The sequence below is a fragment of the uncultured Tissierella sp. genome (assembly GCF_902479755.1).
Classification (GTDB): Bacteria; Bacillota; Clostridia; order Tissierellales; family Tissierellaceae; genus Tissierella; species Tissierella carlieri.
In genome coordinates this window covers 1-15,625 of sequence record NZ_CABSQO010000001.1, presented here as the reverse complement: position 1 = coordinate 15,625, position 15,625 = coordinate 1, and the positions used below count along the sequence as shown (strand labels likewise).

Below are 15,625 nucleotides of genomic sequence, written 5' to 3'. Positions count from 1 at the left end.
ATTATCTTTAATTCAAAGGATTATCTGGTAAAAAATTTTCAAAAATAAACAAATCAAAATACTTAAGATAATTGTCTAATTCTATTTTTGAAGGAATAGTATAAGCAATAGTGGTGACTTTATAAAGTCTTTTACACAAAATAAAAGATAAGTTATCATGATATTTGTAGTTATATGAAATAAAGTGAGGCCTGGTAATAAAGTTAAACATTAAGTTCTGTAATAAAAAAGAAAATATTTTACTTTGTTTAATTTCGCTCTTTAAATAATTTGTAGAAAGCTGTCCTCTAACAACCTGTGGTCTATTCTTTTTATACCAAAGTACAGCTAAAGGATTGAAAGATTCCACACAATATCCCCCACTATAATTATCTAAATAAGATGCAACTATACTACAAATTGAAAGATAATTAAATCTGGATTTTATTTCCACTATTAGAGGTACTTGTCCATTAACCAAATCAATTACTTCCTTTAAATGAGGAATCTTTTCCTTTGAATCAAATAAGGTAAGTCCTCTTAATTCTTGAAAAGTCAATTCATTTACATTTTTATCTATGCCACAGACTCTTTTTAAATTAAAATCATGAAATACAACTGGAACACGATCTTTTGATAACTGTATATCAAACTCAATTCCAAATCCATGATTTATTGCCAGCTGAAATGCAGCCATAGAATTTTCAGGTGCAATAAACTTTTCTTTATGAAAGCCTCTATGAGCATAATATCTTTTATAAAATAAGCTTAAGTCAGGTCTATTTAGTGTTTCTGGCATAATAGCAAGAAGGTAAAGAATAATTACCATTAAAATGATACCAAGAATATAGAAAAACATTAAATAACCTCCTATAAACTAATCTTCTACATCAAAATGTTCCAATGTGCTTTTTCTCTTTGGTGGCTTAGAATCACCATGACGAACCATCAACATTGTGCCCAAGGATAACAAAGAAAATACAAATGAATAAGGGAATAGTGTCCTATAAGAGATATTTTCTAATAGAAATCCAGATAATATTGGAGTAAAAACCTGTGCAGACATAGAGAATATATAATATAAGCCAGTATATTTTCCTACATCAGCACTACGAGCCATCTCCACAACCATTGGATATGAATTCACATTAATAGCCGCCCATCCAATACCTGTAAATGCAAATACCACATTGATTAAGGGAGAGTAAGTCTTAAACCAAAATCCAAAGAAATAAGAAATACTCATAATTACAATACCACCAATAATAGTTTTCTTTCTACCTATATTACTAGATATGATTCCTATAGGGATATAAGATAGAATTGCAGCACCTGTTGCAACCATAAGGGCATTTGCGAAACCACCACCTTGTAAGTCCCAAACCGTTATTGCATATCTAGAAAAAGCTGTAGTGACAGCATTATATGCTGTAAACCATAAAAATATTGATGCAAATATAAAATTTAGGCTTCGCCTTACATTTTTATCCATAGTTATGCTTTCATTTAGATTATCTAAATTGGATTCTTCATCTTCAGTACAATCAGTACTTGATACTTCTTTAGCTAATTTATTCTCTCTAATGGTAATTACAAGAATACCAACTGCAACTACCATTAGAATAGCAACGGATAAAAAGATATTTGTATAATTAGGTGAAGATTCTTTTGGAATCAATATACTAATCATTGCAAGAGTAAAAATGGCCCCTACTGCACCCATGAGATTAATTATGGAATTTGCCTTACTTCTAAGAGGCTTAGGTGTGATGTCAGGCATTAGAGCAACTGCAGGTGAACGATAGATACTCATAGAAAGAAGTACCACACCTAAAGATATAAAAAACAATATGAAATTTTGATTATTATCTGCAATAGGAATCATCATCATAGAGATAACTGCTATGACTGTACCTATAACGATAAAAGGAGTTCTTCTTCCAAATCTAGTCCTTATTCTATCGGATAAAGCACCGAAAATAGGAAGTAAAAATAAAGCTAAGATATTGTCAACAGCCATTATGGTGCCTGTCATAGTTTCCCCAACTTTAAAGGTGTTTTGTAAAATAAGTGGTATAATATTATCATATAATTGCCAAAATGCAGAAATAGATAAAAATGCTAGTCCTACAAAAAAGGTCCGTTTGTAATTTAACTTCATAAAGTTCCTCCTTAAATCTTTAAATTTACTCTTATTATAGCATTGGGAATCTACATAAACAATGAATATTATTATTAGAAGATCAAAGTTGAATTATGGAATGAAATTTCATTGTATAATAATTATTGTTAATATATAATTATATTTAGGGATATAATGGAGAATAAGGATAAAGGGAGGTTTGTGCTGATGACTACTGATGAATTTCAAAGATTAGTGTTGGAGAAGTTAGAAAGTCTAGAAAAGGGACAAAAGAACCTAGAAGAAAGGCAGAAGAACTTAGAAGTAGGCCAGAAAGGTCTAGAAGAAAGACAAAAGAATCTAGAATTAGGGCAAAAATGTCTAGAAGAGGGACAAAAGAGCTTAGGATTAGGACAAAGAGGTCTAGAAGATGGACAAAAACAAATTCTTATAAAATTAGAAGCAGTAATAGAACAAACTGCTGATTTAACAGAGTTTAAACATGAAGTAAAACAAGAACTTGCAGATATAAAATCTAATATATCAAGAATAGAGATAAACACTGCAGAAAATTGGAGAGATATTGCAAGACTCAAATCAGCTAGATAATATAATTGAAAGAACTCGTGATGGGTTCTTTTTTCTTTGAAAATAGGATAAATTAGCCCACATTTTAATCTATCCATTTTCATAAGATAATCTCTTTAATATTGACGAAATAGGTATTTCGGATGAAAGAAGTAGATAGAAAACTTTGGAATAGACTTATCAAGGCAAAATCTAGTAAATTAGATTATCCATGGAATAAAGGTTTAACTAAAACATCTATATGCTAGAATAAATACAAATTTTCTACCAAAGAAGATGACACGAAATAGATTATATCATTGAGAGATGTGGTCTATTTAACGCTTACGTAAGTAATTTAGACGTGAGTATGTAATTAAAGAATTGGATTAAGATAGAAGCTAGTTAGGATTTATAAATGTAAATTTGACTAGTTTGTGTTTATTTGACAAAATATATCGAAGTTTGTCGAGAAGATAGTGAATTCAATGGGTTGACAGCTTTTTTGTAGTAGGATATAATGACCATAACTTAACAAGTGGAAATAATTGTTAGTATGATTTTTGTAGTTCTATAGGGAAAGTGGATAAATATATATAGTTTATGTATATATAAGAATAAATGAGGAGGAGAAAAATGAATAGTGATAATTATACCTTTGGAAAGTCTGTTGGGAGCTGGCACGCTGATAGAGCACAGACAGTCACATTCGTAGTTACTGATGATTGTAACTTGAGGTGCAAGTACTGTTATATAACTCACAAAAAATCTGATAATAAGATGGATTTTGATACTGCTAAAGCTTTTATTGATCGTCTACTTACAACTGATGAGATGAGATATTCAGAAGCTGTAATCTTAGAATTTATTGGTGGAGAACCATTAATAGAAGCCAATCTTATTGATAGAATAGCAGATTATTTTAAGCTAAGAGCATTTGAATTAGATCATGATTGGTATTGGAACTATAGAATAAGCATTTGTACTAATGGAGTTAATTACTCCTCGCTTGAAGTTCAAAGACTCATTAAGAAAAATCTTAATAAAATGTCCATAACTATATCAGTAGATGGAACTAAGGAAAAACATGATATGCAAAGAATTTTTCCTGATGGTTCAGGTTCCTTTGATAAAATAAATGACAATATTGATTTATGGTTAAGGCAATTTAGAGGGGCAACGAAGGTAACTTTTGCAAGTGATGATTTGCCTTTATTATATGACAGTGTTTTATCTTTATGGAATAGAGGCATAAAAGAAGTCAATGCTAATGTTGTTTTTGAAAATGTATGGAAAAAGGGTGATGATAAGGTTTTAGAGGAGCAATTAAAAAATTTGGCAGACTACGTAATAGACAATAAATTATATGACAAAGGCTATCACTGTTCTTTCTTTGATGAAACAATAGGATATCCTTATGACGAAGAAGATATGGATAAGACTTATTGCGGAGCTGGAAAGATGATTGCATTGTCACCAAATGGGAATATCTACCCTTGCATCAGGTACTATGGGTACTCATTAAATAATCATGAAGAATGGTCAGTAGGTGATATAAAGAATGGAATAGACATGGAAAAGGTTAGACCTTTTGTACTATCTACTAATCGGATTCAAAGTGATTCTGAGTGCTTAAATTGTGATATAGCTACAGGCTGTGGTTTTTGCCAAGGCTTTAATTATGATGAAGCTCCAGTACCTACTAATTTTTACCGTGCTAAATATATATGTAATATGCATAAGGCTAGAGTCAGAGCGAATAATTACTTTTTTTCTAAGTTATATAATGTGCATGGAATAGAAAGAGAAAATAATAAGATAAATAAAAAGTCATTTTACTTTTTATTGTCAGACGACTACATAACTTATTGTTGCCATGAAAATCAAAATCAAAATGATAATGAAATGAGTGATAGTGTAATTCTTGAAGGTTTAAATTACGCACAAGAAAATTTTATGATGCCAATATTTGTTCATGGAAAAAGTGGAAAAACTTTGAGAACAAAAGAAGAATATATAGGTTATGACATATTGCATATAGTTCCTATAAAGTATTATAATCTAGCACAAAAACAAGAATTTAGACGAATTTTACCAGTATATGATATGGAGAATGTTTGGAATGAAAAAATATTTATTGACAATATAATATTAAATGTAAGAGAAGATGAAATAAAAAAATTAAATGAAGCAATTGATGAGTTAATCAAATTTTCGAATAGGATTAATATAAATATAACAGAATTAGATAGGCATTTTAATGAAGAAGAATATAGACAGCAGATGGAAATGATAAGTGATAAAATTATAAAAATATGGGAAAATGAAGGGAGGTTCAAGGAGATAAACATATTAACAGATATTTTGTTTTTGGACAAACATGATAATTGTCAGGCAGGAGAAAATACATTCGTATTATCTCCATTAGGTAAAATATATACTTGTTGTGCTGATTTTTCAAATATTGAAGATGGTTTTATTGGAGAAGTTACAGAAGGAATTATAAAGGAATATGGCAGTTACTTATATGGGATTGAGAATAATAATCTTTGTAGAATCTGTGATGCATATCAATGTAGGGATTGCGTTTATATTAATAAAAAAAATACAAAAGAGTATAATGTTTCACCATCATTTCAGTGTAGGAAAAGTCATATAGAGAGAGTAGTTTCTTTAGATTTAAAAAGTAAGTTTAAGAATTGTTCAATAATACCTAGTAAAAATACATTGGAAATAAAAGAAAATGATTATTTAGATCCAATATCAAAGTTTTTTAAAAACAATAGTGAGTTCGCAGGTTATTATAAATATCAGGTTTAAACATCAAGATTTAAAACTAAAGAAAAGTTTGGGAAAAAGGGATATTAACAAGGTGATAGGTCCATTAGGACTTCACAAATATAATTAGAAAGGGAGAGAATCTATGTCATACAATAGTAAGATTAGACAAAATATAATTAGCAATCCTATTACACCAATGGATTCATGTGGGAAAGGTTGTACAGGAAGTTGTAATACAAGATGTGGGGATAGTTGTCAAAGTCGTTGTGCAACAGATTGTACTGGCGACTGTTCAGGAACATGTGATGATAGTTGCATAAGCACATGTGGTGGTGGTTGCTCAAACAGTTGTGCTCATGGTTGTGCTAGGACTTGTGCAAGTGGAAGTGGCCCAATAACAAATAATAATTTGCTGTAATTACCAAAGAAAGTTTAGTCGACTTGATTTTCAAGTCGACTAAACTACATATAATTAGATTTAAAAAAATTAGTTAAAGGAATGAGATATGGTGGAAAATAACAAAAAAAGAGCAATTTTATTATCAATATTACTATTGATTATACTTGTAACGGGTGTATTTATTATCATTAGAAACAAAGATAATAATAAAGAAAATAAATATGGCAACGGAGATGAAACATTTCAAGAAAGCAAAGATAATGAAAAAAAAGAAACTGATAAATTTTATTATGTTGAAGAGTTTGCAGATGAATCAATATTTGAAGGGAATGGTTATGATAAAATATTTAAATACAATGGGAAAATAGTCAGATTTAAAGGTGATTCTTTACAAGACATAAAGTCTAAAGAAAATATTTATGAGATTCCGGATAATATTACGTTGAGGGGTGGATATTGGCTCATCAATGAAGATGAAATTTGGAATATAAAATATGATAGTAATATTAAGCAAATAATAGCTAGCTCTTTTGATAATAAGGGAAATAAAAAAGGGAATATAGAATTAAAGGATTTTAAAGGAAAGATTGTTGATGATTCATATATAATGGTTGAACACATGAGAGTTAGTGATGATTATATATATCTATCTGCTCAGACTAATACGCAACCAACTCTACATATATTCACAAAAGAGGGAGAGCTGAAATATTCATATGAAAGTGTAAGTAGCTTTGATGTAGATAATAAGGGGAGATGTATATTTACCACACAAGGTTCTACATCTTTGCCATATGGATTTTACATGGTTGATTCAGAAAAAGGAACTGAAATATTTAGAAATATATCTTATAGATTAAATCCTATACGTTTTTCGGAAGATGGAGAATTTATATATGGATTTGACAAAAATTTAAATGTATTCCATGCTAAAGATGGAAGTTTCAAAGAATCAATATTTGAATTTGGAAAAGATTCCACATATTTGTTAGATGATTACGATATAAAGGACTTTATGGTGGAAAAAGATGGAGATATCTATTATTCTTTAAAAACTAAGGTGATGAGGGATACCGTCATTGAATTAAGTGATATAAAAAGCTCCTATTATTTATATACAAAACAAGAAGGAGAAAGACCGAAAAGAGAGACAACGGTCATTATAACTGATTCATATAGAAATGATTTTATGGACGAAGCTATTAAACGATATGAACTTAAATATCCAGATGAACATATTGAATATAACTATACCTATAACAATGAAAATGAGTTTGGTGAAAATGCTGAAGAATGTGTATCTAAATTGACTTTGGACATTATCCAAGGAAATATAGGAGATATTGTTCATACGGGAGGAGTAGGAATTGAAATCCATAATATTTTAGCAACAGATGCCTTTATGAATTTAACAGATTTAATAGAGAAGGATAAAAGTTACAAAGATTTAAACAAGGATGTATTAAATGCTCTTAAGATTAATAACGCTATAAGGGGATTACCTATTAATTATATGTTTTATCAATATGAATTAAATGAAGATTTAGAAAAGCAATTAGGACTTAATATAGATTTTACCAATATATCTTGGTCAGAAGTATTAGACATTGTAAAGATAATAGAAGAAAAAGCTCCAGATAGACATTTATTTACATTAGAAATGGAAGGAAAAAGTCCTTGGGATGTTTTCGAGGAATATCTGCTTATAGCTAATATGCCAGACCTTATTAATCTAGAAACTAAAGAAGTAAATTTAAATCAGCAGTGGTTTAAAGACCTTTTGATAAAGTTTAAAGACTGCAGTAAGAGTAAAAATTTTGTACTTGGTAACGCGGAATACAATTTGACTGATAGACTTCATGGTTCATTACTAGCTTTAACATTTAACAGAAGTATTTATCATGCTGATAGATTATTTCATTTTAATGAATATAATAAGACAAATAGTAGCAGAGTGATACCAAGTTTTATTGGAGAAAAAAATGATAATAGGACTGGCTATAGTATGATGATGTACTCGATAAATAACCGTTCCGAAAGGAAAGAAAATGCATGGAAGTTTTTAAGCTTTTTACTGGAAGAAGATATTCAGTTTATTTCATCACGAGATAGAACAGGAATACCTATTAGTAAAAAAGGCGTTGATAGAATGATAGCAGATGCCATATATATGCATCGTCTTTCAGGTAGCAATATAGACGGATATAATAATGCTATGCTAGAAAACTCTCATAAAATCAACTATCTATACGATATGGGTTACCTTAGACTAGGTATTTCAGAACCGATAGGATTATATATGAATGGAGAAATAACACTTGATGAAGCATTGAAAAGGGCGGAAGAAAATGTAATGATTAGGCTAAATGAATAGGGGAATTAGAGTAATAAGAAAGGTATAAATGAAAATCAAATAGATTTGGAAATTAAATGGTGAAGAGTTTAAAGAAATTGAAGATTTATTTGAAAAGAAAATAGCACTTAAAAATCTTACTAAAATAGTTGATGCAGATAATCAGAAGCTTTATGATAAGTTAATAAAGTATTATGGTAAAACAGTTCACCAATTTAATTTTTGGTGGGATAATATGGTTAAGAAGTATAATTGGGAAATGAATAATTAATAAGGGGGAGATTATAATGTCATACCAAAGTAAATGTTTTAAAAATAATTTAGAAAACTTAATATCAACTAAGGATTATACAAATTGTTCATCATCTTGTACAGCAACTTGCAAATACAGTTGTGGATATGCTTGTGGATTTGCATGTGTAGGTACATGTAGCGATGCATGTACTATGAATTGTGCAGAAACATGTGCAAGAGGGGCAGGTCCTATTGCAAATAATAATTTGTTCTAATTGTTGGAAAAAGTTCATTGGAATTGTCTAAGCAAACTGATAAGCTTTCGCTTTACTATTAGTAAAATAAAACAAATCTATAAATAGAAAGCTTTCATAAAATCGATTATCTATACAATATGGGTTACCTTAGACTAAGTATTTCAGAACCGATAGGATTATATATGAATGGAGAAATAACACTTTTTTATGAAGCATTAAAAAGGGCGGCAGAAAATGTAATGATTAGGCTAAATGAGTAGAATAATTAGAGTGAGAAGAAAGGAATGACAAAATGAAAGCTAAAGAGGTTTGGAAACTAAATGATGGGGAGTTTAAAGAAATAGAAGATTTATTTGAAAAGAAAATAGCACTTGAAAATCTTACTAAAATAGTTGAGGCAGACAATCAGAAACTCTATGATAAGTTAATAAAAGATTATGGAAAAACAGTTCATGAGTTTAATTCTTGGTGGGATAATATGGCTAAGAAGTATAGGTGGGAAGGCAAGAATTGGTGGTTGGATTTTGAAACAAGAAAGATAATGACTAATATAATTGAGGCATAGACAATATATTTTACTTATTAATAAAAATTTGCCTAACTTAAATTTAAGTTAGGCAAATTTAATATATTTATCACTATTTAAATGATATTTAGGATGTGATTCTAACATGGATATAAATAAAACAGATAAAGAAAAACTGAAATGGTTTTTTAAAAGGTATATTTATACAGGTAAAAAGTATTTGGTTTTAATTATAGTATTGATATTTATCGGGTCTTTAGTTGCAAACATAAGCCCTTATTTATATGGCAAAATGCTGGACAGTATTACATTGGGGGATATGGATTTATTATTTAAAATTATTATTCTTTATTTCTTTATAACATTATTTACTAATTTATTAAGTATATTGGAGGGATATATAGGACAAGTTGTTAATTTTAAACTATCTAAAAATGCTCAAATAGAATTGTTCGATAAAATGATAAGAATGAGAACTTTAGCGTATAACAAATATGAAACAGGAGAATTTATCTCTCGACTAAATGGAGATACCGACAGCATAGTTTCATTTGGAATCAACTTAATTACAAGTATACTGCATATAATTGTTAATATTGCAGTTTCTCTATACTTTGTAATAACTATTTCTATTCGCCTATCTTCTGTTGCAATATTTTATATACCTGCAACTTTTCTAGTTACATATATCGCTAGAAAATATTTTAAAGAGCTGGCAGAAAGAGGAAAAAAATTTAGTGATGAATATTTTAGCTTCCAAAATGAAATTTTTTCAAATAATACGGGGATCAAAAGCTTTCGGTTAGAAGATAAAATTAATAACAAATATAAAAGCTATATTAATAAAGAATTTAAGCTTTTACGGAGATCCATACATTTGGGAAATATTATACAATTAGCCCATAGTTTGATTACAGTGATTTCTTCCCTTTATGTAATATATTTATCTGCCCTATTAATAAAGGATGGAATTTTAACAATTGGTTTGATGGTATCTTTTAATACTTATATAAATAAATTATTTTCTGCCATATCACAAGTATTTAATATAAATATTAGTCTTCAAGAAGTAGCAGTATCTTTAAATAGGATTATTGAAGTAATGAGTGAGGATTCAGAGGTTGGTAATAAAGCAATATATGAAAAAGAAGAAAAGCCTGTTTTGGAATGTGTAGATATCGCATTTACCTATGACCATGAAAAAGAAAATGTTTTAAATAACATGGATATTTCTATTGACAGATTTGGTTTATATAGTATTGTAGGTTCAAATGGCTGCGGTAAGAGTACATTTGCAAAATTATTAATTAGATTATATGATGTAGAAAAAGGAAGTATTTGTATAAATGAGAAAAACTATTCTGAACTTCCCTATGATTCTATAAGGAGTTATATTACATATGTTCAAAAAGAGGAATTTTTCTTTAATGATACAATTATAAATAATATAAGATTGGCTGATGAGTCTTTAAAAGAGGAAGATATAAAGGATATGTGCAAGAAGGTTGGTTTAGATGAATTTATAAAAGCTTTGCCTGAAGGATATAGAACAATTATAGGAGAAGGAGGCTCTACACTATCAAGCGGACAAAAGCAAAAATTAAGTATAGTTCGAGCATTACTTAGAGATACACCAATATATATATTTGATGAAATCACAGCAAATCTTGATGGTAAGGCTGAGAAAGATATTATAAGAATCATGAAAGAATACAGTAAAAAATCTATTATATTACTTATTAGTCATAAAATATCATCTATCATGGAGAGTGATAAGATATTTGTTTTTGGAGACGGAAAGATTATAGATAGTGGAGAGCATGACTATTTGTCGGAGAATAACCATATATACCAAGAGTTATTTGAAAATAGAAATGTCAATATGCCATTAAAGGGAGCTGAGGAAATTGGAGGATAGAAAATCTGGATTATATTTTATTTTGCCAGGATTATTGGGAGTTCTCATATTTTATATCATACCTTTTTTCTTAAGTCTATACTATACATTTACGAAGGGAATTTCAGATATTCAATTTGTTGGACTATCCAACTTTAGAGAACTTTTTAATAATCCAGCTTTCCTATTAGCTGCAAAGAATACTCTAAAATTTATTATTATAGGAGTTCCCATAGTTACTATGCTTTCTCTGTCTTTAAGTATTATGATGTCAGAGAAATTATATAGATTTCCTAGATGGGCAATGTTATCTCCTATGATAGTTCCAGTTGCTTCAGCTCTTATGGGCTGGCAAGTTGTTTTAGGAAATAATGGTATAGTAAATGAGATATTAGTTTTTTTTAACAATCAATCAGTTTCCTTTTTTGGAGAAGACAACGCTATGAAAACCTTAATATTAATCTATATAATTAAAAATACAGGATATATGCTAATCATCTTTACAGGAGCAATTACATCTTTAGAAAAAGAATATAAAGAAGCATTTCTGTTGGATTCAAATTCTAATTTAATATATGCAGCTAAAATAGTAGTTCCCCTTATAGCTCCCATTATATTCTTTGTAGTAATCTTAAGCATAATCAACTCCTTTTCAATGTTTCGTGAAGTTTATGCATTATATGGGAATACACCGCCAAATACAGCTTATCTGCTGCAAAACTTTATGAACAATAATTTTTATAAATTAAATTATCAAAGATTAAGTACTGCTGCGTTTATAGTAGTTGTTGGGATTTCATTGCTTATAATAGGATTTTTAAAATTTCAAGATAAATATTTAAATCATTAGGAGGGGGAATATGGCTAAAAAAATATTTAAAAATATGTTTATCTATTCTTTTTCATTGATATGTATTCTCCCTATTTTGATTATGATAATTTATTCCTTTAAAAGCATAGATGGAAATTTTTCACTAGTACAATATGGGAAAGCATTGTTTCAAACGGAAGATTTCTTTATAGGATTTTGGAACTCTATAATATATACATTTGTGATTATAGGTATTAATATACCTTTCGCACTATTAAGTGCATATGGCTTTACTAGATTTAAGTTTAAAAGCAAAAATATTTTATATTGGTTATATATAGTGCTGATGCTTATGCCCTTTCAAGCAACTATAGTTGCCCAATATATTACTTTAGAAACATTGAATATAATAGACAAGCCTATAGCTGTAATAATTCCCAATATATTTTCCACATTTGGAACCATATTGATGGCCCAATATATGAGAGGAATAAACAATGAAATATATGATGCAGGAAAGATAGATGGATTAAATGAGTTTAGTCTTTTTTTACGAATAGCAGCACCTCTATGTAAATCAATAATTTCTGCATTGACTATATTACTCTTCATAAATTATTGGTCTATGGTTGAACAGCCATTAGTATTTATTAAAGATACTATTGATATGCCCTTAGCAGTCACCTTAAATGCTAGCAAAAGATTTAGAAATATATCTTTTACTTGTGGAATTTTATTCAGTATACTGCCTATTCTCCTATATCAATTTTCCTATGAAGATTTAGTTCATGGCATAGGTATTACAAGTTTTATCAAAATAGATGAAGAGTATAATAAAGAAAGGAAAGGGAAAGGCAAGGAGAATATTTTAAAAATAATTAAAATTTTTATGATTATTATGTTAGTATTTACTTTACTTACTCAAAAGATCACTTATATTATGATGCCTGCCGTAGAAGTAGTTGGAATAAAAAGTGGAGATATGAAATCCGACCCTAGTGATTATACAAGCCCATCTTTAGGATATTATACAAATATTATACCAATTTCTTGTATTTATGGAGGAGGACAGAATAAATATATATACACAGTAATGAAGGAAAAATCCAGAAGAGAGAGGCTAGAAGCAGTAAAAATGACAGTTACTGTAATTGCAGACAATGGAATAGAAGCAGCAATTCAAGGTGGGTTCTCTCCCGAAACTCAGATTATTGAAAGATCTACAAAACCGATTATAGATGGAATAATCGTAAGAGTATTGGATAATAGAGGTGCTGATTATGAGGAATAAAAAGGAAATTGTATTGGTATTAGGGTTGATAGTTATACTTGCTTTTATGTTCTTCTTTCAGAAAAGTTTAATTGATGAGTTTTCTTTGATCCCGCAACGAGTGGAGTTATCATTTGATAAGGACAGTGAGGCTCTACCTTTTATTTTGTCAGAAGAACAATATATCAATGAAAGTTATAAATATGTTTTATATATAGAAAAGGACACGGTATTAAATGAAAAGTCTTTAACAGCTATGGGAATCGATAAAAATTATTATGAGTTGGAATCAATGGAATTTATATATGGAGAAAATATTTTTCTTAATGAAAATCAGATTATAATAAGTGATAGATTAGCCAAAGAAAGGTATGGAGGAGTTAATCCAATAGGGAAGATGATAGAAATAGAAGGCGAGAGTTATGAAATTATAGATATTTATAAAATCAATGGAAGTAATATGCTTATAAGAGATAAAAAGGATATAGTATATATAGATTATGAATATGCAAAAAACAACCTAGATAATTATATTTCTATTATTTCTATACAAAAACCTGCAAGTATTGAAGACGAGTTTTATAAAGATAAGTTTATAGACTATTTAAAGTTTAGAATTCCAGAGATAAATAAAGAAGCATTAAACATAATGGATTATTCCGATACCAATAGAGTTCTCATGGAGTGGCATAGAGGAACTAAGCTATTTATAGTTTCTTTATTGTTTATATTAATAGCAATAATCTTTCTAAGAAGAATAAAAATGATAAACAGGTGTGTAAAGAAAGAACTTGAGATATATTATCTAAAGGAGATTATATATCTAAGGATAAGTGAAATTCTTGAAGAAGCTATTAAATTAGTATTATTAATATTTGGTGGAATATTTTTATTACAATGGGTTATAAAATTTCAATTCAATATCCCTGGAAAATACTTACCAATTAATGATATTTTTGATTTTGAATTTTATCAAACACTAACTGATTCTATAAAAATAAATCTAAGTAGTTATGGATATTTTTATGATATGACTTTGAATAAAGTAAAATTACTTACTTTGGCATTTTTCATATTAGGCATAATTACATTTGTACTTATAATAAGAATGATCAATAATGAAGTACTGGGAGGAAGAGATAAATATGGGAGAAGTAGTATTTAAAAATATAAAAAAAGTATATCCAGGAAATGTACTTGCAGTAAAGGATTTTAATCTTGAGATAGAAGATAAGGAATTTATTGTATTGGTTGGTCCTTCTGGTTGTGGAAAATCGACAGTTCTTAGAATGGTGGCAGGTCTTGAAGACATTACTAATGGGGATTTAGTTATAGATGGAAAAAAAGTTAATAAAGTTGCATCAAAGGATAGAGATATAGCTATGGTATTTCAAAATTATGCCCTTTATCCTCATATGACAGTGTATGAAAATATGGCAATGGGTTTAAAGCTTAGGAAAATACCAAAGGAAGAAATTGATTTAAAGATTAGATTTGTAGCGAAATTAATTAAAATTGAAGAATTACTAGACAGAAAACCGAAGGCATTATCCGGAGGACAGCAACAGAGAGTAGCCTTAGGAAGGGCTATTGTAAGGAATCCTAATGTGTTTTTAATGGATGAACCATTATCAAATCTAGATTCTAAATTAAGAGTACAGATGAGAACAGAAATAATAAAACTCCATAAAGAACTTGCTACAACCTTTATATATGTAACTCATGATCAGACAGAAGCGATGACTATGGGAACAAAGATCGTAGTGATGAAGGATGGATTAATTCAGCAAGTTGCAAGCCCGATGGAGATTTATGATAATCCTATAAATACTTTTGTTGCAGGTTTTATAGGAACACCTCAAATGAATTTTATAGATGTAAAAATATCAATAGACGATGAAAATGCTTATATGAAGTTTGGAAATGAAAAACTAAAACTTAAGATTTCAAAGCTTTTATTAAATATGAAGGAACAACAAAATGAGATGATTTTAGGGATTAGACCTGAATATATTCATATTGAACCAATTAAAAACTGCCAAGAGCTTGTAGGTATAGTAGATATCGTTGAACATATGGGAGCAGAAACTCATATTCATATTCAAATTAGTGATGAGAAACTAATTGCAAGGGTACCTTATGAAGTGAATAAAAACGTAGGAGATAAAATTAAAATTTTTATAGATGAGACTAAACTATATCTATTTGATAAAACTGACCATAAGCTGATAGGGAAGCTATATTAAATATCCATAAGACAAATTAAAAAAACAATCTAGAAATAGCCTATGATTTTCAATATGAGTTATATCAAAATGATTTTTTTAATCATTTTGATATAACTCATATTTTTATGCTTGCATAAAAATATTTTATAATTAATCATACTTAAATATAATTAATCATACTTAAATATAATTAATCATAC

At 28.8% G+C, this 15,625-nt stretch carries 14 protein-coding genes; 12 read left to right on the top strand and 2 right to left on the bottom strand.

The genetic code is table 11. The annotated features are described in order from the left end of the window. Window positions 1-7: 7 nt before the first annotated feature. Both RDK80_RS00065 and RDK80_RS00060 read right to left on the bottom strand, forming a co-directional pair. Complete coding sequence (locus RDK80_RS00065) at window positions 8-838, bottom strand: glycerophosphodiester phosphodiesterase family protein (protein WP_308523076.1); 831 nt, start codon at window positions 836-838, stop codon at window positions 8-10. 18 nt (window positions 839-856) lie between these two features. Then, the gene (locus RDK80_RS00060) at window positions 857-2,140 is read right to left on the bottom strand and encodes an MFS transporter (protein ID WP_308523075.1); all 1,284 of its coding nucleotides are present in this window, start codon (window positions 2,138-2,140) and stop codon (window positions 857-859) included. A 189-nt stretch (window positions 2,141-2,329) separates the two neighbouring features. On the opposite strand from RDK80_RS00060, the gene RDK80_RS00055 reads away from it, so the two are divergent. The 12 genes from RDK80_RS00055 (at window position 2,330) to RDK80_RS00005 (ending at window position 15,443) form a co-directional block, all read left to right on the top strand. Further along, entirely contained in the window at window positions 2,330-2,710 is a 381-nt protein-coding gene (locus RDK80_RS00055; RefSeq protein WP_308523074.1) for a hypothetical protein, read from the top strand. A gap of 594 nt (window positions 2,711-3,304) precedes the next feature. Then, complete coding sequence (locus tag RDK80_RS00050) at window positions 3,305-5,488, top strand: radical SAM peptide maturase, CXXX-repeat target family (protein WP_308523073.1); 2,184 nt, start codon at window positions 3,305-3,307, stop codon at window positions 5,486-5,488. Window positions 5,489-5,591: 103 nt separating this feature from the next. Further along, window positions 5,592-5,867: a hypothetical protein gene (locus tag RDK80_RS00045; protein ID WP_216554227.1), complete on the top strand. Its 276-nt coding sequence runs from the start codon at window positions 5,592-5,594 to the stop codon at window positions 5,865-5,867. A 91-nt stretch (window positions 5,868-5,958) separates the two neighbouring features. Then, entirely contained in the window at window positions 5,959-8,223 is a 2,265-nt protein-coding gene (locus tag RDK80_RS00040) for an ABC transporter substrate-binding protein (RefSeq protein ID WP_216554229.1), read from the top strand. A 43-nt stretch (window positions 8,224-8,266) separates the two neighbouring features. Continuing rightward, window positions 8,267-8,473, top strand: a complete 207-nt coding sequence (locus RDK80_RS20060; protein WP_374041660.1) for a CXXX repeat peptide modification system protein — start codon at window positions 8,267-8,269, stop codon at window positions 8,471-8,473. A 16-nt stretch (window positions 8,474-8,489) separates the two neighbouring features. Beyond that, window positions 8,490-8,711 (top strand): hypothetical protein, encoded by a 222-nt coding sequence (locus tag RDK80_RS00035; protein WP_216554231.1) that lies wholly within the window; start codon window positions 8,490-8,492, stop codon window positions 8,709-8,711. A gap of 274 nt (window positions 8,712-8,985) precedes the next feature. Next, window positions 8,986-9,258 (top strand): CXXX repeat peptide modification system protein, encoded by a 273-nt coding sequence (locus tag RDK80_RS00030; RefSeq protein WP_216554233.1) that lies wholly within the window; start codon window positions 8,986-8,988, stop codon window positions 9,256-9,258. A 106-nt stretch (window positions 9,259-9,364) separates the two neighbouring features. Beyond that, window positions 9,365-11,137, top strand: coding sequence for an ABC transporter ATP-binding protein (locus RDK80_RS00025; protein WP_216554235.1), 1,773 nt, complete (start codon window positions 9,365-9,367; stop codon window positions 11,135-11,137). Further along, entirely contained in the window at window positions 11,127-11,966 is an 840-nt protein-coding gene (locus RDK80_RS00020) for a sugar ABC transporter permease (RefSeq protein ID WP_308523072.1), read from the top strand. The genes RDK80_RS00025 and RDK80_RS00020 overlap by 11 nt, the downstream gene beginning before the upstream one ends. A gap of 10 nt (window positions 11,967-11,976) precedes the next feature. Further along, window positions 11,977-13,218, top strand: coding sequence for a carbohydrate ABC transporter permease (locus RDK80_RS00015; protein ID WP_308523071.1), 1,242 nt, complete (start codon window positions 11,977-11,979; stop codon window positions 13,216-13,218). Then, a complete protein-coding gene (locus tag RDK80_RS00010; RefSeq protein ID WP_308523070.1) occupies window positions 13,208-14,362 on the top strand; it encodes an ABC transporter permease in 1,155 nt (384 codons plus the stop codon). The genes RDK80_RS00015 and RDK80_RS00010 overlap by 11 nt, the downstream gene beginning before the upstream one ends. Continuing rightward, the gene (locus RDK80_RS00005; RefSeq protein ID WP_308523069.1) at window positions 14,343-15,443 is read left to right on the top strand and encodes a sn-glycerol-3-phosphate ABC transporter ATP-binding protein UgpC; all 1,101 of its coding nucleotides are present in this window, start codon (window positions 14,343-14,345) and stop codon (window positions 15,441-15,443) included. The genes RDK80_RS00010 and RDK80_RS00005 overlap by 20 nt, the downstream gene beginning before the upstream one ends. The last annotated feature ends 182 nt before the right edge of the window (window positions 15,444-15,625 follow it).

What these genes read in the sequence shown, in the direction of transcription:
- RDK80_RS00065 (WP_308523076.1), bottom strand. Translation starts at nt 838, where the DNA reads ATGTTTTTCTATATTCTTGGTATCATTTTAATGGTAATTATTCTTTAC.
- RDK80_RS00060 (WP_308523075.1), bottom strand. Translation starts at nt 2,140, where the DNA reads ATGAAGTTAAATTACAAACGGACCTTTTTTGTAGGACTAGCATTTTTA.
- RDK80_RS00055 (WP_308523074.1), top strand. Translation starts at nt 2,330, where the DNA reads ATGACTACTGATGAATTTCAAAGATTAGTGTTGGAGAAGTTAGAAAGT.
- RDK80_RS00050 (WP_308523073.1), top strand. Translation starts at nt 3,305, where the DNA reads ATGAATAGTGATAATTATACCTTTGGAAAGTCTGTTGGGAGCTGGCAC.
- RDK80_RS00045 (WP_216554227.1), top strand. Translation starts at nt 5,592, where the DNA reads ATGTCATACAATAGTAAGATTAGACAAAATATAATTAGCAATCCTATT.
- RDK80_RS00035 (WP_216554231.1), top strand. Translation starts at nt 8,490, where the DNA reads ATGTCATACCAAAGTAAATGTTTTAAAAATAATTTAGAAAACTTAATA.
- RDK80_RS00030 (WP_216554233.1), top strand. Translation starts at nt 8,986, where the DNA reads ATGAAAGCTAAAGAGGTTTGGAAACTAAATGATGGGGAGTTTAAAGAA.
- RDK80_RS00025 (WP_216554235.1), top strand. Translation starts at nt 9,365, where the DNA reads ATGGATATAAATAAAACAGATAAAGAAAAACTGAAATGGTTTTTTAAA.
- RDK80_RS00015 (WP_308523071.1), top strand. Translation starts at nt 11,977, where the DNA reads ATGGCTAAAAAAATATTTAAAAATATGTTTATCTATTCTTTTTCATTG.
- RDK80_RS00010 (WP_308523070.1), top strand. Translation starts at nt 13,208, where the DNA reads ATGAGGAATAAAAAGGAAATTGTATTGGTATTAGGGTTGATAGTTATA.
- RDK80_RS00005 (WP_308523069.1), top strand. Translation starts at nt 14,343, where the DNA reads ATGGGAGAAGTAGTATTTAAAAATATAAAAAAAGTATATCCAGGAAAT.